We start from the raw sequence: 18943 nt of genomic DNA on the forward strand, positions 1-18943 counted from the left end.
GCCGAAGCAGGCGTAGCCTGCGAAGGCTGGTGGAGCCAGGCGGGATCGAACCGCCGACCTCGTCATTGCGAACGACGCGCTCTCCCAGCTGAGCTATGGCCCCTTTGCTGGCCGCTCTGGTTAATGCGGCCGACAACCGGGCGCCATTTAAGTCCCCGGCAAGGTCAAGTCAAGGACGGGTGTAAAGGCGGTTTTAGCCATCCCGGCACCGACTTCCCTTGTTTGGGCCTGACGGAACCGATATCTAGCAAAAGGCGTCAATCCCGGACCGCCGACAGCGTTCAAAAGCCAGAGTCTGCAAAAATCATGCGTGCCGTTCTCGACATCGTCATCATCGTGCTCGACCTCTATGTCTGGCTGCTGATCGCCTCCGCGATCCTGTCCTGGCTGATCGCCTTTAACGTGGTGAACACCCGCAACCAGTTCGTTTCGGCGGTGGCGGAGTTCCTGTACCGGATCACCGAGCCGGTGCTGGCGCCGATTCGCAATTTCCTGCCCAGCCTCGGCGGCCTCGACATCTCGCCGATCATCCTGATCCTGCTCATCATGTTCATCGAGCGGGTGATCCTGTATTACATCTACCCGAACGTGATCTAAGCAGGCGGGAGCGCCTTGGTTGCGAAAGAGCCCTGGCGCTATGCGGCCACAGGAATCAGCATCGCGCTGCGGGTGACGCCGCGCGGCGGCCGCGACGCCATCGACGGGATCGAGCAACTGGCCGATGGCCGCAGCGTGCTCAAGGTGCGGGTGCGCGCGATCGCCGATGGCGGCGAAGCCAACAAGGCCGTTCTGGTGCTGCTGGCGAAATCGCTCGGTGTCCCCAAGGCCGCTGTAAGACTGCTGTCCGGGGCGACCTCGCGGCTGAAGCAGATCGCGGTCGACGGAGATCCGGTGCGGCTCGGCGAAGCCCTGCGCCAGCTCGCATCAGCCAAATCGACCGACTGAGGGAACTGACATGACCGCCAAGATCATCGATGGAAAAGTCATTGCCGCGGAGCTCCGTGGCCGCGTCGCGGACGAGGTCGCCCGCGTCAAGCGCGAGCACAATCTGGTGCCGGGCCTCGCGGTGGTGCTGGTCGGCAATGATCCCGCCAGCGAGGTCTATGTCCGCTCCAAGCACACCCAGACCCAGGCCGCCGGCATGGCCTCGTTCGAGCACAAGCTGCCGGCCGACGTGTCTCAAGCGGACCTGCTGGCCGTTGTCGCAACGCTCAACCGCGATCCGGCGGTGCACGGCATCCTGGTGCAGCTGCCGTTGCCGAAGGGGCTGAACACCGAGGCTGTCATCAACGCCATCGACCCCGCCAAGGATGTCGACGGCCTGCATCCGAACAATGCCGGCCGGCTCGCCGGCGGCTTCGAGGCGCTGTCGCCCTGCACGCCGCTCGGCTCGATCATCCTGACCAAGAGCGTTCACGCTTCGCTCGAAGGCATGAACGCCATCGTCATCGGCCGCTCCAATCTGGTCGGCCGTCCGCTGGTGCAGCTGCTGCTGAACGAGAACGCCACGGTGACCATCGCGCATTCGCGCTCACGCGATCTGCCCGGGCTCGTGAAGCGCGCCGACCTCGTCTATGCCGCGGTCGGCAAGCCTGAGATGGTGCGTGGCGACTGGCTGAAGCCGGGCGCGACCGTGATCGATATCGGCATCAACCGTATTCCGAACGAGGATGGCAAGACGCGCCTCGTCGGCGATGTCGCCTATCAGGAAGCACTCGCCGTCGCCGGCGCGATCACGCCGGTGCCGGGCGGCGTCGGCCAGATGACCGTGGCGTGCCTGCTGGTGAATACGCTGCGCGCGGCCTGCGCGATCGCGGGGCTGCCGAAGCCGGCGGTGTAAGCAAACTCTCGTGCCCCGGACGCAGCGCAGCGTGAAACGGTGCGCTGCAGAGCCGGGGCCCATGCTCGCGGCATTCTGGGTCCGGCTCTGCGACGCGTCACCATAGCGCGTCGAAGACGCGCGTAAACGCGCTTGTGGTGCCGTATCGCGTCCGGGACACCAAAGCTCAGCCCTTCTTTTTCTTCTCGCGCTCGATGCCTTCGAGAATCAGCTTCTGCGCATCTTCCGGGCCGCCCCAGCGCAGGATCTTCACCCACTTGCCTGGCTCGAGATCCTTGTAGTGCTCGAAGAAATGCTGGATCTGCTGCAGCGTGATGTCGGGCAGATCGGAGTACGACTTCACCTTGTCGTAGCGCTGCGTCAGCTTCGACGACGGCACCGCCAGGATCTTCTCGTCGCCGCCGGCTTCGTCTTCCATGAACAGCACGCCGACCGGGCGCACGCTCATGACGGCGCCGGGAATGATGGCGCGGGTGTTGATGATCAGCACGTCGCAGGGGTCGCCGTCATCGGACAGCGTGTGCGGGATGAAGCCGTAGTTACCGGGGTAACGCATCGGCGTGTAGAGGAAGCGGTCGACCACCAGCGTACCGGCTTCCTTGTCCATCTCGTATTTGATCGGTTCGCCGCCCACGGGGACTTCGATGATGACGTTGACGTCGTGGGGGACATTTTTCCCGATCGAGACCGCATCGATACGCATTCAAGGCTCCGTTGTTGCCGAGGTTAAATCGCGCCCGGCAGCGATTTTGGCGCTGTCATACGCGGGCTTGGCCGGCCAATCCATCGCGTTTTTGTGAAATAATGAATCCAGCGATCACCGGCGCAAAAGGCAACGGTATCGACAGATGGGGAACACTGCCGGCCAGAGCTTCAGCAGCTCAATTGGTCCAGGCGAAGGCAACCTTGTCGAGCGACTTCGGCCCGAACCGCTCCGAGGAGCGCGCCACCATGCGGCCGCCGAGCGCCCGATAGAACTCGGTGGCGGGATCGTTGTCCGAGAGCGCCCACACCACCATGCTCTTGAGCCCGCTCTGCATCAGGTCGCGGCGCGCAGCCGTAAACAGGCGGCGGCCGAAGCCGAGACCCTGAAATTCGGGACGCAAGTACAGCTCGTAGATCTCGCCGTCGAAATGCAGGCTGCGGGCGCGGTTGCGGCCGTAATTGGCGTAACCTGCAATCTTGTCGCCGAACACGAGCACGCTGACGCGGCTGCCCTTGCGGATGGCGCTGTCCCACCACTGCGGACCGCGGCGGTTGATCAGCTTCTCCAGTTCGCCGCCGGGAATGATGCCCTGATAGGCGGAACGCCAGGCTTCGTCATGGGTGGACGCCACCGCAGTTGCATCTGCAGCTTTGGCCGGCCGGACCTCGATCAGGGTTGTGCTCATGGGCGTGATCAAACCAAGTCGCCGCGCCGGCGGCAAGACCTATCGTTAATTATCGGTTAACGTGTGGACTTTCTGCATCAGTCTTTTAGCCATGTTGTACCGAAAAAAGACAGCGCGCCGTTTCGAAGGGTACCTGCCTGCCATGCGTCGGTGCAAAACTGCCTTGCGACAACGAATGGACGGCGATGACAGCGCAGAAAGTCCGCCCGGATTGATTCGTTCCGACTAGTCTGGTTGTCGCTGTCCGTGTTCGCCTTCGGCAATTTATGCGGCTCTTCAACGCCCTCGTGCTCCTGCTTCTGCTGTTCCTGCTGAATGCGCCGCCTCTGTGCGCACAGGTCACGCTTGGGTCATCGGGAGCGGAGGGCGAACCGTTTCGCCGGCAAGAGTGGCGCGTGCCGTCACCTGATACCGACACCGCCGCGCATGCGCTGCTGTTCCGCCCGCCCGGCGCGGGTCCGTTTCGGCTCGCTGTCATCGCGCATGCCTCGACGCAGAACGTGCTGCGTCGCGCGCAAATGCCGCAGCCGGAATACCGCGCGCTCGCAGCGTTTCTGGTCGCGCGCGGTTTCGCCGTGCTGGTGCCGGAGCGGCTCGGCCATGGCTCTACCGGCGGGCGCTATGTCGAGGATCAGGGCGGTTGCGACGAAGCGGATTACGCGCGTTCTGCGCGCGCCACCGCCGACGAGATTTCGCGCGCACTGGAGTTTTTGCAAAAGCAGGATTTTGTTCGCAAGGATGCCGCCGTCGTGATCGGCCATTCAGCCGGCGGCTGGGGCGCGCTGGCGCTTGCCGGCGCCGATCCGAAGGTGATCTCCGCGATTATCGCGTTTGCGCCGGGACGCGGCGGCCATGCCAATGACGAGGCAAACCGGATCTGCGCGCCGCAGACGCTGCTTGCGGCTGCGGCCGGGTTCGGCAAGGCGGCGCGCATTCCGGTCACATGGCTTGTTGCGGCCAATGACAGTTATTTTGCGCCGGCGTTCTCGCAAAAATTGGCGGATGCGTTTCGCGGCGGTGGCGGCAAGGTCGATTTCCGTACAATCCCAACCGCAGGCAGCGAGGGCCATTGGATGATCGAGAGCAATGCCGGCGTCAAAGCCGCCGGCGGCGCGCTCGACGCCGCCCTCAACCAAACCAAGTCTGCCAGGTCGCACAAACCATGATGCAAAAATGGCCCGACGATGACGTGATCCTGTTCGACGGTGTCTGCATCTTCTGCTCGCGCTGGGTCCGGTTCGTTGCACAACGCGACACAGCGAAGCGGTTTCGCTTCACGCCGATCCAGTCGGACTACGGTGCGAAGCTCGCGCGCAACCTCGGTATCGATCCCGATGACCCCGACACCAATGCCGTGGTCCACGGCGGCGAGGCGTACACGAAGTCGGACGCAGCGTTGAGGGTGCTGTCGAATCTGCCGGGATGGGCCTGGACGCGCGCATTATTCGCCGCGCCGAAGCCGCTGCGGGACCTCGTGTACAATCTCATCGCGCGCAACCGCTATCGCATTTTTGGAAAGTACGACGCGTGCTTCGTGCCCGATGCTGATTTGCGGTCACGGGTGATCGAGTAGCCCGTCATTGCGGGGAGCGAAGCGACGAAGCAATCCAGAGTGTCTCCGCGGAAAGACCCTGGATTGCTTCGCTGTGCTCGCAATGACGGAGTGCGTGGTTACGGCTTGCCTGGAGCCGCCAGCACTTCCTTGGCCGCCCGCTCGCCGCTATCCCGCGCCCCATGCGCCGTCGTGAAGAAATTTGGCGACGTCGCTTCGCCGGCAAAGAACAGCCGTCCATCCACCTGCGCGGCCAGCACGGCGCGGTCGCCGGCGTGTCCAGGCAGGGCGTGCGAATACGATCCTCTCGCAAACGGATCATGGGCCCAGCGCGACTCGTAGAGAGGCTTCAGCTTGCTGCGGATGTCGTTGCCGAGAAAGCCTGCGATCTCGTCGATGCTGTGCGCGGCGATGGCGCCCGCGCCGGCATCTTCCAGCGCGCGGGCAAAGCTGCCGCCGAAAAAACCTTCGATGCAGGGCTGTCCGAACGGGCGGATGTGATAGGTGCCCATCTCGGTGCGCATGGTGGCACCGCGCAGGTTGCCTTCTTTCGGGAAAGCTTCGGCGTCGCCAAGCGCCAGTGTCACCTTGTCGTCGACGCCGAGCGGCAGGCCGGCCGCCGCATCGACTTTCGCCGGGAGCGGCGGCGAGAAACGGATGGCTTCGTCCGCGATCAGATTGGTCGGCACCGTCACGATCGCCCTGTCCGTGATCAGCGTGCCCTGCGATGTCTCGAGACGCATGCGCTGGCCGGAATGATCGATCAGCGTGACGTTGCAATTCAGCGCCACCGGGCAGGGCGCGCCATAGGCGGCGATCAGGGCGCCGTAGCCGCGGCGGACGCGCCAGTTGAGGTCGCTGTCCTCATAGGCGTCCCAGTCCAGCGTCGACATGTCCTTGAGTTCGCAGCCGTTGATGTAGGTCGAGATCGCGTCGATCATCGGGTTCCAGCGATTGCCGGGCTCCAGGCTCCGGCTCGCGGGCTCGTCCCTGCCGTTTTGCGCGGCCTGCCAGAGACGCTGATAGAACGCGTCCATTGCGCGCATGAAGTCGTCGCGCTTCTCTTTCGGAAACGCGTTGCCGAAGGCGCGCTCGCGCCAGGGCGGCAGGTCCTTGTTGAGCTCGAAATCGAGTTTTCGTGCGATAGCGACGAAGGAATTTTTGTCCGCCGAGTGCAGCCAGCCGCAGCCGACATCGAAGGTGACGTCCGGCGAGGCCTGCACGGTCCAGGCCCGGCCGCCGAGGCGGTCGCGGGCCTCCAGCACGATCACGGAAAGACCGGAGCCAGCCAGCGCATGCGCCGCTCCGATGCCGGCGGCACCGGCGCCGATGATGGCGACGTCAACGGATGAGGGGAGGGAGCCCATGGGCGGGCTCTAGCACGTTCGCGGGGTGTGCTGAAGCGGGCCAAATACACAGCTCTCGTGTCCCGGACGCGGTGCGGCGCGTAACGCCGCTCCGCAGAGCCGGGACCCAAGGTGATGTGCAGGTGGTGAGAATACTGGACCCCGGCTCAGCAGCGCATCACTGGCGTGCTGCGCTGCGTCCGGGGCACGAGACAGTGGCTTTACGCCACTGCTTCCTTGGACTTTTCCGCGCGCTTGCGCTCGTTCGGGTCGAGGTGCTTCTTGCGCAGGCGGATCGACTTCGGCGTGATCTCCACCAGCTCGTCGTCCTCGATATAGGCGAGCGCCTTTTCGAGCGTCATGCGGATCGGCGGGGTCAGGCGCACAGCCTCGTCCTTTGAGGTCGTGCGGATGTTGGTGAGCTGCTTGCCCTTGAGCACGTTGATTTCGAGATCGTTGTCGCGGGTGTGCTCGCCGACGATCATGCCCTTGTAGACCTTCCAGCCGGGCTCGATCATCATCGGGCCGCGGTCTTCCAGCTTGAACATGGCATAGGCGACCGCTTCGCCCTGGTCGTTGGAGATCAGGACGCCGTTGCGGCGGCCCTGGATCGGGCCCTTGTAGGGCAGGTAGTTGTGGAACAGGCGGTTCATGATCGCCGTGCCCTTGGTGTCGGTCATCAGCTCGCCCTGGTAGCCGATCAGGCCGCGGGTCGGCGCGTAGAACACCAGGCGCAGGCGGTTGCCGCCGGACGGCCTCATCTCGATCAGCTCGGACTTGCGCTCGCTCATCTTCTGCACGACGACGCCGGAATGCTCCTCGTCGACGTCGATCACGACTTCCTCGATCGGCTCCAGGGTCTGGCCGGTAGATTCGTCCTTCTGGAACACGACGCGCGGGCGCGACACGGAGAGCTCGAAGCCCTCGCGGCGCATGGTCTCGATCAGGATCGCGAGCTGCAATTCGCCGCGACCCGATACTTCCATCGCGTCCTTGTCCTGGGACTCGACCACGCGCAGCGCGACGTTGCCCTCGGCCTCGCGCAACAGGCGATCGCGGATCAGGCGGCTGGTGACCTTGTCGCCTTCGGTGCCGGCGAGCGGCGAGTTGTTGACGATGAACGACATCGATACGGTCGGCGGATCGATCGGCTGCGCCTGCAGCGGGATCTCGACGGACGGATCGCAGAACGTGTCGGCCACGGTGCCCTTGGGCAGTCCGGCGATAGCGACAATGTCGCCAGCTTCGGCGATATCGACCGGCTGGCGCTCAAGGCCGCGGAACGCCAGGATCTTGCTGATCCGGCCGGTTTCCACCAGCTTGCCGTCACGCGACAGCACTTTCACGGCCTGGTTCGGCTTCACTGTGCCGGATGTGATGCGGCCGGTGATGATGCGGCCGAGATAGGGGTTGGCCTCGAGAATCGTGCCGAGCAGCCGGAACGGACCTTCCTCGACCACCGGCGGCGCCACATGCTTGATGACGAGATCGAACAGCGGCTTCATGCCGACGTCATGGGATGCGTCCGGCGAGTCAGCCATCCAGCCGTTCTTGCCCGACCCATAGAGGATCGGGAAGTCGAGCTGCTCGTCGGTAGCGTCCAGCGCCGCGAACAGGTCGAACACCTCGTTGACGACTTCGGAGATGCGGGCGTCAGGACGATCGACCTTGTTGATGGCGACGATCGGCTTCAGGCCGAGCTTGAGCGCCTTGCCGACCACGAATTTGGTCTGCGGCATCGGGCCTTCAGCGGCGTCGACGAGCACGATCACGCCGTCGACCATCGACAGGATACGCTCGACCTCACCGCCGAAATCGGCGTGGCCGGGAGTGTCGACGATGTTGATCTGGGTGTCTTCCCAATGCACCGAGGTGCATTTGGCCAGAATGGTGATGCCGCGCTCGCGTTCCAGATCGTTGGAATCCATCGCGCGCTCGACCTGGCGCTGGTTGTCGCGATAGGTGCCGGACTGCTGCAGCAGCTTGTCGACCAGAGTGGTCTTGCCGTGGTCGACGTGGGCGATGATGGCGATGTTGCGAAGGTTCATGGGTGAGCTTCTTTGCGGTCGGACAATGGGTTAAGCGCGATCTCGCCGGTCAAGCCGGGACCTTATTTCGAAACAACGCTGGAAGACTGGAAACGGGGCGCTTTCCGCCCAAAAAGGAAGCCCGGCCATATCGACCGGGCACCCTATGCGTTGCGGCGCAATATAGGCAAAAACCGCCAAAAAACAATGCGTTCTTTGGGCCTTGGTTGATTGAATTTTGTCCGGGAATCCCCGGGACTTAGCTGCGTCGCCTCCTGATCGCCGCCCAAATCAGGCCGACTCCGCCCGCTCCCACCGCCAGACCGAGAAAGATCAGCGGCGCGATGTCGGAACCAATCTGGCTTCGGTCGGAGATCGAGAGACCCCCGAACAGGAGCGCGCAGAGGCCCGGCAGCAACAGGATTACCCCCGAGATCGCCATGAGGGCGGTAAGGCAGCCGCTGCGTTGGGGCGGCTCCTGCCGGGGGAGGGCCGGCGGCTTGTCGGGGGCGTGGTCAGAATTGCTCATTGATTTTTAGTCGCCGTCCGGATCAGCACGATGCCGACAAATGCCACCAGCAGTCCGATGACGAGGTAGGGCAGGAGGCCGGTATCGAAGTTTGAGGACTGGATTGAACCGGCGGCGAAAATCAGGGCGCAGAGGCCGGGCAGCAGCAGGATCACGCCGAACACGACCATGATCGCCGTCGCGCAACCGCTTCGCTGATCCGGTGGCGGAGGAACATATTTATAGGGCGGTTCCGTCGACGGAGGGGGCACGGGGGGCTGGGTCGCGTCGCTCATCGCAGCACCTCCTCACCTTGCCCCGCTTCCCGATAGGTCTGCCCTGCCAGCGCAGCGCGGATACCGTCGATCTTTCCGTTCCGGTAGAACAGATTGTAGGTGTCGAACGGAATGATCGCGCCTTCTTCCGTGACGAAATGGATGCAACTGCGTTTGACGTTGCCGACGCAGAAGTTGAAGCGGTCTAGAAACTGCACGATGGTGACGCGGAAAACGTTCTCGTAAGAGAGCCCTTCCGGCACCTGAAAGCTCGGCAGGCAGCACAGCAATTCGCAGATACGCTCGGAGGTGTTGAGCGGGCCTGACGACAGCGAGAACAGGTCGACGAACTTTTCCCGCAGCATCGGATATTTTTCCGGGCTGATGGTGTTGGGCATCACCGCGACCAACTGCTCCTGCGGGATAAGCGAGGTCAGCGGCAGCACCTTCTCGCCATTGCGCAGGCCGTAGCCGATCGAGATGCTCTCGGGGTTGCAGGGCAGCGGGATCATGTCCTTGTCGCCGAATACGCCCGTCTCGACCACGCGCTTGCGAATTTCCGACAGCATGATGCGGTCGGTTTTCTCATCGAAATTCTCGTTGCGGCCGGCATCCTGCACCGGTTGGAGCGTGACGCCGCGAACGCATGTCCAGGTCAGCGCGTGACGCACGATATCGCCGATCTCCGCATCATTGACGCCACGCTTGATGGTCGCCACCAGCGTGGTCGACACGCCGAAATGCTCGAGATTTTCCAGTGCCTGCTGGCGGATCTTTCGCAGGTCCGCGCCGCGCAGATTGACCAGCGCGTCGCGCTGGAGCGAATCGAACTGGAGATAGACCTCCAGCCCGCGTCTGTTCTCGGCGAGCCGTGCCACGAAATCCTTGTCGCGAGCGATGCGCAGGCCGTTGGTGTTGATCATGACATGGCGAATCGGGCGGGCGCGCACGGCGTCCAGGATCGCGAAAAAGTCCGGATGCAGCGTCGGCTCGCCGCCGGAAATCTGCACGAGATCGGGCTCGCCCTCGCTTGCAACCAGCGCGTCGAGCATCTTCTCGACCGTCGCGAGCGGGGTGAATCTGGTTCGCGTCGGCGCGGATTCGGCGAAACAGACTGGGCAGGTAAGATTGCAGTGCTCGGTGATCTCGATCAGCGCGAGGCAGGAATGCTGCTCGTGGTCGGGGCAGAGGCCGCAATCATAGGGGCAGCCGAATTCGGTGCGGTGCTGGAATTGCAGCGGGCGGTCGCCCGGCTTGATGAAATCCTTGCACAGGCGCCAATAGGCCGCGTCGGTGGACACCAGCGTCGACTGGACGCCGTGCTCCCGGCATCGCTTTTCGTACCAGACCTGGTCGTCGAGGATCTGGATCTTGGTCGGCACCAGCTTCAGGCAGATCTCGCAAAGCGACTGGGTCTGGCCCCAGAAGATGTAGGGGCGGGACTTACGCAACGGCGCGTTCATGCAACGGTCTCGCTTTGGGCGCCGTTGCCAGCATGGCCGCGGCGTAGAGCAGGATGGACAGCGACAGCAGATGAAACAGGGTGAGGGGGCCGATCAGCGCGCCATAGGGCTTGAGGAATTCCCACAGGAAGCGCTGCGCTCCATAGTAGAGGAGAAACAGGTAGAAACCATTGGTGATCGCGAACGCGTTCCGGTTCAAGACCGCCAGCACATAGAACAGCGCAAACAGGCCCATTGCTGCGCTCTCGTAGAGCTGCACGGGATGGCGAAGAACGCCGTCGCCGAAATCATGGCTCCAGGGCAATGAAGTCGGTGTGCCGTAAGTGAAGTCGGCGAGGCCGGCAAGATAGCAACCGAACCGTCCGATCGCGATGCCGAGGGCCAGCGGCAGCGCAAACCGCGCGCCGGTGCGCAATTGGATGCCTGCCGACCACTTGTAGAGCTCGATCGCCGCTATACCTCCGGCCAGAGCGCCCTCGACCGAGCGGGCAATGCCGGCTTGGCCAGACAGCCACAGATTGGCGGAGCCGAACAGATAGGCGCCAACGCCGGCACCGAACATTAGGGTAGCGACATAGGGCAGCTCGAAAGATTGCGCCGGAAACCGCAAATCCCGTCGCGTAACCCAGTATGCCGCCGCACCCGCCGCCAGCCACGCGGCGATATCGAAGCTCGTGTGAAGGAATGCCCCGCTCATGCGCGGCGAGGCTAACACGGTGGACGTGCGGCGTCGAACGCCGGCATCCTTCCATAGATGAAGCAGGGAGCGCGCTGGAGCAACTAGAGCGTTCTGTCTGTCGCCTCGTCGGTCGGATAGACCCCCCGCAGCACCTCCTCGAAATGCATCTTCACGGCGTCGTTGCACAGGCAGGCCCGCAGGCGCAGGCCATCGTGGTTGCGGACCAGGATCGAGCCGCGCCGCGTGTCGAGCACACCCTCGGCCTTGAACGACTGCAGCACGCGGCTGGCATAGCTGCGGCCGACGCCGAGCAATGTCGCGAGCTGCTCATGCGTCAGCGGCACGCTGCTCTCGTCGCCGGTGCGCTCCATAGCCGCCAGGATCCACTTCGCCGTGCGCTGCTCGATCGAGTGGATGGCGTTGCAGGCGGTGGACTGGAAGATCTGCGCCAGCATGCAGTCCGCGTAGCGGGCGAAGATGTTGCGCAGCGAGGGCGAGCGAAGCTTTGCCGCTTCCAGCTTGGCGACGTTGACGCGCGCAAACGGGCCGCCGAACTTGACGCAGATGCGGGTGTAGGCCGGCAGAAATCCCTCGCTGACGATTCCGCCCACTGCGCCTTCGCGGCCGACCAGAATGGTTTCGACGTCGCGACCGTCTTCATTGGGCACGAGGAACGTCGCGAGCGCCGGTCCGCAGGGAAAGTGCACGACCTGGACATCGTCGCCGGGATTGTAGAGCAGCTCGTTGGCCGCCGCGTCGTCCACGGTGACGTGCGGCGCAAGCAGCGCGTAGTCCGCGGGGTTCAAACGTCGCAGCAGATTGTTGGCCGGCCGGTTGTCGACCTCGGTTGTCTTGCTGGTGCGCACGTCCATCGTAAATCCCCTGCTCTCCCTTGGACACTAACGAGGTCGGTTCGTCCGCTGTGTGCACAAGTGGACAGACGTCAAAACTGTTGTGTGGTGAGTTTCGTTCCGGGAACCCTCCGATGCGCTGGGCGCAGGCGTCGGACTGAGGCGGTCCTGATCGGAAAATGATGCAGACCTCGATAGCCAGGATCATGATACCTGCTTCCCCGGACGGCTTGGCCGATGTCCCCGCCGATGTTCTCATCGTCGAGGACGATCCGATCATTGCGATCGACTTCGAGGATCGCCTGCTCGGATTTGGCGTCACCAGTGTGCGCACCGTGGGATCGGTGGCGCAGGCGCTGGCCGCGATCGCGGCGCGTGCGCCGGATTTCGCGCTGCTCGACGTCGAGCTTGGCCGCGAGAAGAGCTTTGCCGTTGCCGAACGGCTGACGGCCGCGCAAATTCCCTTCGTGTTCGTGACGGGCTACGGCGCCGAGACCAGCATCCCGGCCGCGTTCAAGGCGCGGCCGCGGCTGCAGAAGCCCTGCTCGAGCGACGCTCTGGAGACCGCGCTACGCAGGCGAGGCGCCTGATCGGCCGTTACGGGCGGCTGAGCTCCCTCGAGCGTCAGGCAGTCTTCGGATCGAGTGTGATCGACCACAGCGCGACGTCGGCGCGGTCGCGCAGCGTCACCGTCATCTGGCCGGAGGCGCCGTTGATCTTGACGTGGCCGAAGAACTGCATGCCGGCGGATGGCGGCAGGTTCTGGTTGTCCTTGCCCGGCGCCTTGATGAAGCGCACCTCCGGCCCAAAGGTGTTGTCGAGCGCGTTCGGGCCGAAGGTGCCCGCATGCAGCGGGCCCGAGACGAACTCCCAGAACGGCTCGAAATCCTGGAACTGCGCCTTGTTGGGATCGTAATAATGCGCGGCGGCGTAGTGCACGTCCGCGGTCAGCCATACCGTGTTGCTGATCGGCGCCATCTTGATGAAGCGCAGGAGGTCGGCGATCTCGAGCTCGCGGCCGCGCACCGGGCCGTCGCCCTGCGCGAATGCTTCAGATCCGCCCTTCGGCGTGTCTGAGACGACGAGGCTGAGCGGCATGTCGGAGGCGATCACCTTCCAGGTCGCGCGCGAATTCAGCAGGCCGCGCTTGAGCCATGCGATCTGGTCCGGGCCGAGGAAATAGCTCGCGGGACCGTAAGCGGTTTCAAGATTGGGGCCGTTCGGGCCGCGATAGCTGCGTTCGTCGAGCATGAACACGTCGAGATGGGGCCCGTACGAAATCTGGCGATAGACGCGTCCTGGCTCGCTGATGCTGTCACGCATCGGATACATCTCGTGGAACGCGCGCGCGCCGCGCGCGGCGAGCAGCGCGATGTCCCGCTCCTTGTAGGTCGCCGGCAGCTCCTTCGACAGCGACCAGTTGTTGGTCACCTCGTGGTCGTCCCACTGCACGAAGATCGGCACTTCGGCATTGAAGGCGCGGAGATTGTCGTCGGTGAGATTGTATTTGTGCGCGGCGCGGTACTCGTCCAGCGTCTCGGCCACCTTGGCCTTCTCCGGGATCGTGACGTTCTTCCAGATCTTGCCGTCGGCGAGCTTCACCTCGGATGCAATCGGGCCGTCGGCGTAGATCGTGTCGCCGGAGTGCAGGAAAAAATCCGGACGATGCTTGCGCATCGCGGAGAAGGTGAACATGCCGCCGTCTTCCGGATTGATGCCCCAGCCTTGTCCGGCGACGTCGCCGCCCCAGACGAAGCTGACATCGCGGCGGTCGGCGGGAGCAGTGCGGAAGCGTCCGATCACCGGCTCGCCCTCGACCGCGGTGTGCGAGAGGTCGCGGAAGCGGATCCGGTAGAAGATGTCCTGTCCGCCCGGCAGGTTCTCGATCAGCATCTTTGCGGTGAAGTCGCTCTCGGGCAGCGCGGCGATCGGCGGCAGCGCGCGGGCGTCCTTGAACGACTCCGTCGTCGCCACGTCGACCAGCATCTGCGCGGGCCTGTCGGCGCGCGCCCAGACCACGCCGCCGTCGACGGTGACGTCGCCCGACTGAACGCCGTGTGTCACCGCCGGCCGGTCCGCCGCACGCGAGAGATAGGGCATCGCGATCGCGCCAAGCGCCCCGGCGCTGGTGGTGAGGAAGCGGCGGCGGGAGAATTTGATCTTCATGGCAATTCTGTTTCGAGGTTGAGCTTGCAGGGTGCGCCGTCATTCCGGGGCGCGCCGTCAGGCGCGAGCCCGGAATCCATTCCTCCAAGCGTGCGGCGTGAGATGGATTCCGGGCTCGCGCTTTGCGCCCCGGCATGACGGAGAAAGCTATATTAGGACAATGTGACGCGGCGGTTACGCGTTGCCGGCGGCCCTGAATTGCGGGCCTGTGCGCTGCGGGTTTTGCGGCATGGTGAACAGCACCGCCTTGCGGTCGGCAACGGCCGCGTGGAACTGATCGAGCACGATGTTGAAGGCTGTAAGCGCACCCTCTTCAATCGCGCCGTGATCGTAGCAGCGCAGCGTGTCGCGCAGGATCTCGTCGGCTTCGGTCTGCATCTGGTCGAGCTCGTCCGTCGTCTCGCTCTTGCGCGCCGCTGCGATCATGTCGAACAGGCGCTCGCGCAGATGACTGTTGTTGTCGCGCTCGTCCTTCTTCAGATAACCCGCGAACCAGGCGCCGATCGAGCCCATCGCGGAGAGCGCCATCAGGCTCCACCAGATGTAATCGCTGTATTTGTCGAGGAAGGTCTTTTCCTCGCCGTCGACAAAGGCGGCGGCACCGGGATGCACGGGAATCACCGCATCCTTGTCGGTGTCGGGCGTCTCGATCTTCGCGGCCAGCGGGAATTCCGTCACCAGCTGCTGGCGCACCGCAAAGAGCTGCCGCGTGAATGCCGCGACCGTCGTCTCCGACAGGCCTTTGCGCGCCACGATGTGGTGCGAGAAGCTGATGGTCTTGACCTCGTCGTCCGGCCGATCCGGCGAGCCGCCGAAGGTGCCTGCGGGAATCTCCGCGGCCTCGTAGACCGGATGGTTCTGCGCGATCGCATCCGCCGAATCGATCGCAAGGAAATTCGGCGTGCCGACATCCTTAGCCGAGGCGGCGATCGCATCCGCGGTGATCTTGCTGTTGACGGGGCCGGCCGCGAGATAGGCGTCGGCCTTCTGGGCCTTGATCGCCTCGGCGGCTTCGTTGGCCGGGTATTGCACGATCTCGACCTTGGCGGGATCGACGCCGTATTGCTGCAGGATCACCTTGAGCAGGTTGACGTTGGCCTGGGTGCGGCCGACCACGCCGATGCGATGGCCGGCGAGCTGCGTGATCTTGGTGATCTTCGCGCCCTTCTTCCTGCCTTTGGCGGGCACGGACCAAAGCACCACGACGTTCTTGCGCAGGGTCGCGACCGCCTGCGCATTCTTGGGCACGTCGACGTCGCCGCGCACGATGGCGAGATCGACCTTGCCTTCCGCGAGCGCATCGGCGCTGGCGGTGGCGCCGTCGGTCTGGACCGGGCGCAGTCGGACGTAGCTCTTGTGTTGCGCGAACCCCTGGGTGAGCGCCTGCACGACCTTGACGTCGTCGCTGTTGGCAGGACCGACCGCGATCTTCAAAAACACCGGCCGCATGGCGAAGTAGTAGCCGCCGACCAGCGCGCCGATGATGGCCAGCACCAGCGCCAGAGACACGAGTGCCGTCTTCCGCGCCGCGGATCGCGGCGAAGGCGGAGAGGGCGTTTCGGCCAGGTCCAATCCCCCGGTCATCGATCTCCCAAACAGGCGCTTCAGGCTCAGTTTCATCTTGGCCGGCGATTTACGCCCGCAATTGTAGCAAATTTCTTGTCCGGCGGGGTTACATCTCCGTCATGGTTAGCGGATGGACGAAATCCCGGTTGAACCCGGGCCCTACGCACGGTGTTAGGGTAAAGTTCCCCTGAAAACGGAGGCTATCATGGCAGAGCGGCTGACGGCGGACTCACGCAAGCAGGCACTGGGCGCCATCCCGGGCTGGACTGACATTCAGGGCCGGGACGCCATCGGGAAAACCTTTGTCTTCAAGGATTTCAACGAGGCTTTCGGCTTCATGACCCGCGCGGCGCTGGTTGCCGAGAAGATGGACCATCACCCCGAATGGCGTAACGTCTACAAGACGGTGGAGGTGGTGCTGTCGACCCATGACGCCGGCGGCGTCACCAAGCTCGATATCGCGCTCGCCCAGGCCATGAATGCCTTCGCCAAGCTGACACCAGGCTGACATCTTGCGGAGAGCGGCCGCCTCCCCATGTTGTGATCAGCGCTCGCTGCGGCCATCGGCCGCCGGGCCGAACGGAGAGTCTTGGACCATGGCAGCCGAACACAGCGTCGGTTTCGAGCCGGCCGATCGGCTCGCGGAAGATCGCGAGAGCGTGCGCCGCCGCTTCTGGCGCAAGCTGAAGCGCGTCGCTTCGCAACTGCCCTTCGCGGAAGATCTGCTCGCCGCCTATTACTGTGCGTTCGACCGGCAGACGCCGCGTCATGTCCAGGCGTCGCTGCTGGGCGCGATCGCCTATTTCATCCTGCCGTTCGATTTCGTCCCCGACGTCATGCCGATCCTCGGCTTCACCGATGACGCCGCCGTGCTCGCCACCGCGCTCCGCATGGTCGCCAGCCACATCACGTCGGAGCACCGCGAAGCCGCCCGCGCCGCGCTGAAGCGCGGGGTGGATGAGGGCGATTCGGACGTCGCGTAGTTGCTTGCTGCTCGTCATCGCGAACGCAGCGAAGCAATCCAGACTGCCTCCCCGGAAAGAGACTGGATTGCTCCGTCGCTTCGCTCCTCGCAATGACAACCCTCACTTCTTCTCCGCCTGCGCCCGCGCCTTCTCCGCGTCCCACGCCTGGAATTGCCTGAACAGCGCCTCCCTGTCCGTATCGGTCACCTTGGCGGCCGTGGGGCTCTGCTTCAAGAACGCCTCGAAGCGCTGGCGTGTCACCGGTTCGACGCCGTGCTTGTCGAGCCATTGCTGCGCCACCGGCAATCTGTTCCAGCCGGACAGCGGCGCCGAGAGCGAGACCTCCTTCCACTTGGGATGGAAGGGCGGGTTCTGGAGCGCAGGGAATTTGGTGAAGAACGCGTCCACGAACAGCGCAAGCTTGCGGTAGCGCTCGGTGTTCGGCGCCCAATTGTAGGCCGCCAGCACCGCGGGCACCGCGATCGTGTCGACGCTCTCGCCCTCCCGGATCAGGTTGGGATAGTCCCTGGCCGTCAGCGTCGCCGGCAGATAATCGCTCTGGAGCGGCTTGGCATAGTCGACCTTCGCGAGATGGAAGCGGCCGTCATTGCCGAAGGTCGAGACCGACTTGTACGGCTTGCCGCCGACCACGATGACGGCGTCGATCTCGCCGGCCTTCAGCTTCTCCATCGCGATGCGCTGTTCGACATAGACGAACTTCGCCTTGATCCCGAGACGCTCGAACACGGTGAGCGCGGTGACGAAGGTGCCGCCGTTCGGCAGGTCGACGCTGACCGTCTTGCCCTCGAGGTCCTTCAGCGTCGCCACCGATTTCGGCGCGATCACCTGCATCTCCTCGTTGTAGAGCTTGGTGACGTAGGTGAATTGCCGCTTGATGTCCTTGGCAAAGCCCTTGCGCTCGAGATAGTCGAGCGTATCGGCCCGGACGATTCCGAGGTCGACACCCTGCAGGAACAGGATGTCGGCGACGCTCTGCACCGAGCCGCGGCCGACGATCGGCAGCACGCGGATCCTGTTGCCGTCGTCGAGCACGGAGGCGAGATCGGCGCCGAATTGCACATAGGTGCCGCCGATCGTGCCCGTGATCAGCGTGACGGTGTTGGCGTTCAGTGCCTGTTTGGTCGAGGTCGATCCGAACTGGAAGATCGCCTTCAAACTGTCGGAGACCTTGGCCGGATCGTATTCGGTCTGCTCGGCACGCGCTGCGAAGGCGCAGATGGTCATGATGGCGGCAAGCGCCATGCTCAAAGCGTTACGCATGATGTGTCCCCTGGAAATGTCTAGTTCGAAAGCCGGGCAAGGCGCTGCTGCGCCTCCGCCGATCCGAGCGTTGCGGCCCGCTGGTACCAGTCGCTTGCTACAGCCGCGTCGGCGATGACGCTCCGCGCGTCGCTGATCCCCAGCACCGCGGGATCATAGGTCTGCGCCAGCAGCAGCGCGGCCGCTGCGTCGTTCGCGTTGGCCGCGCGCTCGAGCAGCAGGCGCGCCGCGACGATGTCGCCGACGCCGATCATGCTCCTGGCGCGCGTCATCAGCCCTGTCAGCGTGTCGGCGTCGAGCGTCCTCACAGGCGCGGGCGGTGCCGGCTGTGCTGCGACAGGTGCGACCGCAGGCACGGGGATTGGCGCTTGGGCTTGCAGCGCAATCTGATAGGCGCTTGCGATCGCCTCGCGGCTCGGCGCCGGCGGTGCAGGGTGGTTCTGTGTATCGGCGCTCGCCAGCTTCGTGTTGGTCACGCGAGCGGGATCCTTGAGCGGGGCCTGCCGCGCGACGGGTGGATTGACCGGAGCGGCGGCCTGCTCGGAAGCCTTGCCGGTGTTGTCGGCGATGAGATTTCGCAGATCGGCCTGAAACAGGACGGTCAGGATTGCCGTGGCGGAGATCGCGAGCGCAGCCGCGAAAAGGCGCGGGAGCATCCCTGTTCTGGAACGCAGCCCCAGCGGCGCATATTCCCGCGGATCCGGCTCGCCCAGCGGATCGGACAGGAACAGTGGCATTGGATCGTCGGATAGATCGGCCCGTGCGGCCCGCGCACGGATATAGGATTTGGCAGGCGGACGTGATGCGAATTGATCGGAGTCGAACGCCCGCGACTCCCTGGACGGACGGAATGCCGTCGTCTCCATGGTGATGCTCCCCATTACTGACGCAACGCAGGGGCAGTCCCGGCTTCAGTCTTCTTGTTGTTGTCCAGAAGCGCCCCGCAAACTGGAACCGGTAAATCGCCGTCCGATTCAGCCCAAAAGACGACGGCCGTTTGCGCGAATCTGGAGATATTTGGGTTTGATTACGG

Annotated in this window: 21 protein-coding genes and 1 tRNA gene; 8 read left to right on the forward strand and 14 right to left on the reverse strand. The window is 64.2% G+C overall.

Features of this window, described 5'->3' with window-relative positions:
• Window positions 1-27: 27 nt before the first annotated feature.
• Window positions 28-103, reverse strand: a tRNA-Ala gene (locus FNV92_RS01380).
• A 203-nt stretch (window positions 104-306) separates the two neighbouring features.
• On the opposite strand from FNV92_RS01380, the gene FNV92_RS01385 reads away from it, so the two are divergent.
• From FNV92_RS01385 to folD, 3 genes are read left to right on the forward strand one after another with little or no spacing between them, the layout of a single operon-like run.
• The gene (locus tag FNV92_RS01385) at window positions 307-597 is read left to right on the forward strand and encodes a YggT family protein (protein ID WP_007598721.1); all 291 of its coding nucleotides are present in this window, start codon (window positions 307-309) and stop codon (window positions 595-597) included.
• Between the two features lie 15 nt (window positions 598-612).
• Entirely contained in the window at window positions 613-945 is a 333-nt protein-coding gene (locus FNV92_RS01390; protein WP_014438917.1) for a DUF167 domain-containing protein, read from the forward strand.
• 10 nt (window positions 946-955) lie between these two features.
• On the forward strand, window positions 956-1840 hold the full coding sequence (gene folD / locus FNV92_RS01395; RefSeq protein ID WP_143842530.1) for a bifunctional methylenetetrahydrofolate dehydrogenase/methenyltetrahydrofolate cyclohydrolase FolD: 885 nt from the start codon (window positions 956-958) through the stop codon (window positions 1838-1840).
• Between the two features lie 166 nt (window positions 1841-2006).
• Here folD and ppa read toward each other — a convergent pair whose 3' ends face one another.
• Both ppa and FNV92_RS01405 read right to left on the reverse strand, forming a co-directional pair.
• The gene (ppa, locus tag FNV92_RS01400; RefSeq protein ID WP_014438919.1) at window positions 2007-2543 is read right to left on the reverse strand and encodes an inorganic diphosphatase; all 537 of its coding nucleotides are present in this window, start codon (window positions 2541-2543) and stop codon (window positions 2007-2009) included.
• Window positions 2544-2721: 178 nt separating this feature from the next.
• A complete protein-coding gene (locus FNV92_RS01405) occupies window positions 2722-3231 on the reverse strand; it encodes a GNAT family N-acetyltransferase (protein WP_014490714.1) in 510 nt (169 codons plus the stop codon).
• A gap of 266 nt (window positions 3232-3497) precedes the next feature.
• On the opposite strand from FNV92_RS01405, the gene FNV92_RS01410 reads away from it, so the two are divergent.
• Window positions 3498-4397: a dienelactone hydrolase family protein gene (locus FNV92_RS01410; RefSeq protein WP_143842529.1), complete on the forward strand. Its 900-nt coding sequence runs from the start codon at window positions 3498-3500 to the stop codon at window positions 4395-4397.
• The gene (locus FNV92_RS01415) at window positions 4397-4804 is read left to right on the forward strand and encodes a thiol-disulfide oxidoreductase DCC family protein (RefSeq protein WP_143846119.1); all 408 of its coding nucleotides are present in this window, start codon (window positions 4397-4399) and stop codon (window positions 4802-4804) included. Before FNV92_RS01410 ends, FNV92_RS01415 begins: the two co-directional genes overlap by 1 nt.
• 98 nt (window positions 4805-4902) lie before the next feature.
• Here the strand turns inward: FNV92_RS01415 and FNV92_RS01420 are convergent, their stop codons facing one another.
• The 7 genes from FNV92_RS01420 to FNV92_RS01450 all read right to left on the reverse strand — a co-directional run bounded on the left by FNV92_RS01420 (window position 4903) and on the right by FNV92_RS01450 (window position 11953).
• Window positions 4903-6150, reverse strand: coding sequence for a flavin monoamine oxidase family protein (locus FNV92_RS01420; protein WP_143842528.1), 1248 nt, complete (start codon window positions 6148-6150; stop codon window positions 4903-4905).
• 200 nt (window positions 6151-6350) lie between these two features.
• Window positions 6351-8177, reverse strand: a complete 1827-nt coding sequence (gene typA / locus FNV92_RS01425) for a translational GTPase TypA (protein WP_014438925.1) — start codon at window positions 8175-8177, stop codon at window positions 6351-6353.
• 238 nt (window positions 8178-8415) lie between these two features.
• The gene (locus FNV92_RS01430; protein ID WP_143842527.1) at window positions 8416-8685 is read right to left on the reverse strand and encodes a hypothetical protein; all 270 of its coding nucleotides are present in this window, start codon (window positions 8683-8685) and stop codon (window positions 8416-8418) included.
• A complete protein-coding gene (locus tag FNV92_RS01435; protein WP_143842526.1) occupies window positions 8682-8960 on the reverse strand; it encodes a hypothetical protein in 279 nt (92 codons plus the stop codon). Before FNV92_RS01435 ends, FNV92_RS01430 begins: the two co-directional genes overlap by 4 nt.
• Window positions 8957-10402 (reverse strand): radical SAM protein, encoded by a 1446-nt coding sequence (locus FNV92_RS01440; protein WP_143842525.1) that lies wholly within the window; start codon window positions 10400-10402, stop codon window positions 8957-8959. Before FNV92_RS01440 ends, FNV92_RS01435 begins: the two co-directional genes overlap by 4 nt.
• Window positions 10383-11099: a prolipoprotein diacylglyceryl transferase gene (locus FNV92_RS01445; protein WP_143842524.1), complete on the reverse strand. Its 717-nt coding sequence runs from the start codon at window positions 11097-11099 to the stop codon at window positions 10383-10385. Before FNV92_RS01445 ends, FNV92_RS01440 begins: the two co-directional genes overlap by 20 nt.
• Window positions 11100-11182: 83 nt before the next feature.
• Complete coding sequence (locus FNV92_RS01450; RefSeq protein ID WP_143842523.1) at window positions 11183-11953, reverse strand: Crp/Fnr family transcriptional regulator; 771 nt, start codon at window positions 11951-11953, stop codon at window positions 11183-11185.
• Between the two features lie 185 nt (window positions 11954-12138).
• Here FNV92_RS01450 and FNV92_RS01455 point away from each other — a divergent pair, with 185 nt between their 5' ends.
• Window positions 12139-12522, forward strand: a complete 384-nt coding sequence (locus tag FNV92_RS01455; RefSeq protein WP_240536117.1) for a response regulator — start codon at window positions 12139-12141, stop codon at window positions 12520-12522.
• A gap of 34 nt (window positions 12523-12556) precedes the next feature.
• Here FNV92_RS01455 and FNV92_RS01460 read toward each other — a convergent pair whose 3' ends face one another.
• Complete coding sequence (locus tag FNV92_RS01460; protein WP_143842522.1) at window positions 12557-14098, reverse strand: alkaline phosphatase D family protein; 1542 nt, start codon at window positions 14096-14098, stop codon at window positions 12557-12559.
• Between the two features lie 174 nt (window positions 14099-14272).
• Window positions 14273-15718: a TAXI family TRAP transporter solute-binding subunit gene (locus tag FNV92_RS01465; RefSeq protein ID WP_143842521.1), complete on the reverse strand. Its 1446-nt coding sequence runs from the start codon at window positions 15716-15718 to the stop codon at window positions 14273-14275.
• A gap of 151 nt (window positions 15719-15869) precedes the next feature.
• On the opposite strand from FNV92_RS01465, the gene FNV92_RS01470 reads away from it, so the two are divergent.
• Both FNV92_RS01470 and FNV92_RS01475 read left to right on the forward strand, forming a co-directional pair.
• The gene (locus tag FNV92_RS01470) at window positions 15870-16172 is read left to right on the forward strand and encodes a 4a-hydroxytetrahydrobiopterin dehydratase (RefSeq protein WP_143842520.1); all 303 of its coding nucleotides are present in this window, start codon (window positions 15870-15872) and stop codon (window positions 16170-16172) included.
• Between the two features lie 88 nt (window positions 16173-16260).
• Complete coding sequence (locus FNV92_RS01475) at window positions 16261-16647, forward strand: YkvA family protein (protein ID WP_143842519.1); 387 nt, start codon at window positions 16261-16263, stop codon at window positions 16645-16647.
• A gap of 102 nt (window positions 16648-16749) precedes the next feature.
• On the opposite strand, the gene FNV92_RS01480 is transcribed toward FNV92_RS01475, so the two are convergent.
• Window positions 16750-17910 (reverse strand): TAXI family TRAP transporter solute-binding subunit, encoded by a 1161-nt coding sequence (locus tag FNV92_RS01480; protein ID WP_014438936.1) that lies wholly within the window; start codon window positions 17908-17910, stop codon window positions 16750-16752.
• A gap of 20 nt (window positions 17911-17930) precedes the next feature.
• Complete coding sequence (locus FNV92_RS01485; RefSeq protein ID WP_334266085.1) at window positions 17931-18647, reverse strand: hypothetical protein; 717 nt, start codon at window positions 18645-18647, stop codon at window positions 17931-17933.
• Window positions 18648-18943: the final 296 nt, after the last annotated feature.

This window comes from Bradyrhizobium cosmicum (assembly GCF_007290395.2).
GTDB classification, from domain to species: Bacteria; Pseudomonadota; Alphaproteobacteria; order Rhizobiales; family Xanthobacteraceae; genus Bradyrhizobium; species Bradyrhizobium cosmicum.

Coding starts and splice junctions, on each gene's coding strand:
- FNV92_RS01385 (WP_007598721.1), top strand. CDS start 307: ATGCGTGCCGTTCTCGACATCGTCATCATCGTGCTCGACCTCTATGTC.
- folD (WP_143842530.1), top strand. CDS start 956: ATGACCGCCAAGATCATCGATGGAAAAGTCATTGCCGCGGAGCTCCGT.
- ppa (WP_014438919.1), bottom strand. CDS start 2,543: ATGCGTATCGATGCGGTCTCGATCGGGAAAAATGTCCCCCACGACGTC.
- FNV92_RS01405 (WP_014490714.1), bottom strand. CDS start 3,231: ATGAGCACAACCCTGATCGAGGTCCGGCCGGCCAAAGCTGCAGATGCA.
- FNV92_RS01410 (WP_143842529.1), top strand. CDS start 3,498: ATGCGGCTCTTCAACGCCCTCGTGCTCCTGCTTCTGCTGTTCCTGCTG.
- FNV92_RS01415 (WP_143846119.1), top strand. CDS start 4,397: ATGCAAAAATGGCCCGACGATGACGTGATCCTGTTCGACGGTGTCTGC.
- FNV92_RS01420 (WP_143842528.1), bottom strand. CDS start 6,150: ATGGGCTCCCTCCCCTCATCCGTTGACGTCGCCATCATCGGCGCCGGT.
- typA (WP_014438925.1), bottom strand. CDS start 8,177: ATGAACCTTCGCAACATCGCCATCATCGCCCACGTCGACCACGGCAAG.
- FNV92_RS01430 (WP_143842527.1), bottom strand. CDS start 8,685: ATGAGCAATTCTGACCACGCCCCCGACAAGCCGCCGGCCCTCCCCCGG.
- FNV92_RS01435 (WP_143842526.1), bottom strand. CDS start 8,960: ATGAGCGACGCGACCCAGCCCCCCGTGCCCCCTCCGTCGACGGAACCG.
- FNV92_RS01440 (WP_143842525.1), bottom strand. CDS start 10,402: ATGAACGCGCCGTTGCGTAAGTCCCGCCCCTACATCTTCTGGGGCCAG.
- FNV92_RS01445 (WP_143842524.1), bottom strand. CDS start 11,099: ATGAGCGGGGCATTCCTTCACACGAGCTTCGATATCGCCGCGTGGCTG.
- FNV92_RS01450 (WP_143842523.1), bottom strand. CDS start 11,953: ATGGACGTGCGCACCAGCAAGACAACCGAGGTCGACAACCGGCCGGCC.
- FNV92_RS01455 (WP_240536117.1), top strand. CDS start 12,139: ATGATACCTGCTTCCCCGGACGGCTTGGCCGATGTCCCCGCCGATGTT.
- FNV92_RS01460 (WP_143842522.1), bottom strand. CDS start 14,098: ATGAAGATCAAATTCTCCCGCCGCCGCTTCCTCACCACCAGCGCCGGG.
- FNV92_RS01465 (WP_143842521.1), bottom strand. CDS start 15,718: ATGAAACTGAGCCTGAAGCGCCTGTTTGGGAGATCGATGACCGGGGGA.
- FNV92_RS01470 (WP_143842520.1), top strand. CDS start 15,870: ATGGCAGAGCGGCTGACGGCGGACTCACGCAAGCAGGCACTGGGCGCC.
- FNV92_RS01475 (WP_143842519.1), top strand. CDS start 16,261: ATGGCAGCCGAACACAGCGTCGGTTTCGAGCCGGCCGATCGGCTCGCG.
- FNV92_RS01480 (WP_014438936.1), bottom strand. CDS start 17,910: ATGCGTAACGCTTTGAGCATGGCGCTTGCCGCCATCATGACCATCTGC.
- FNV92_RS01485 (WP_334266085.1), bottom strand. CDS start 18,647: ATGCCACTGTTCCTGTCCGATCCGCTGGGCGAGCCGGATCCGCGGGAA.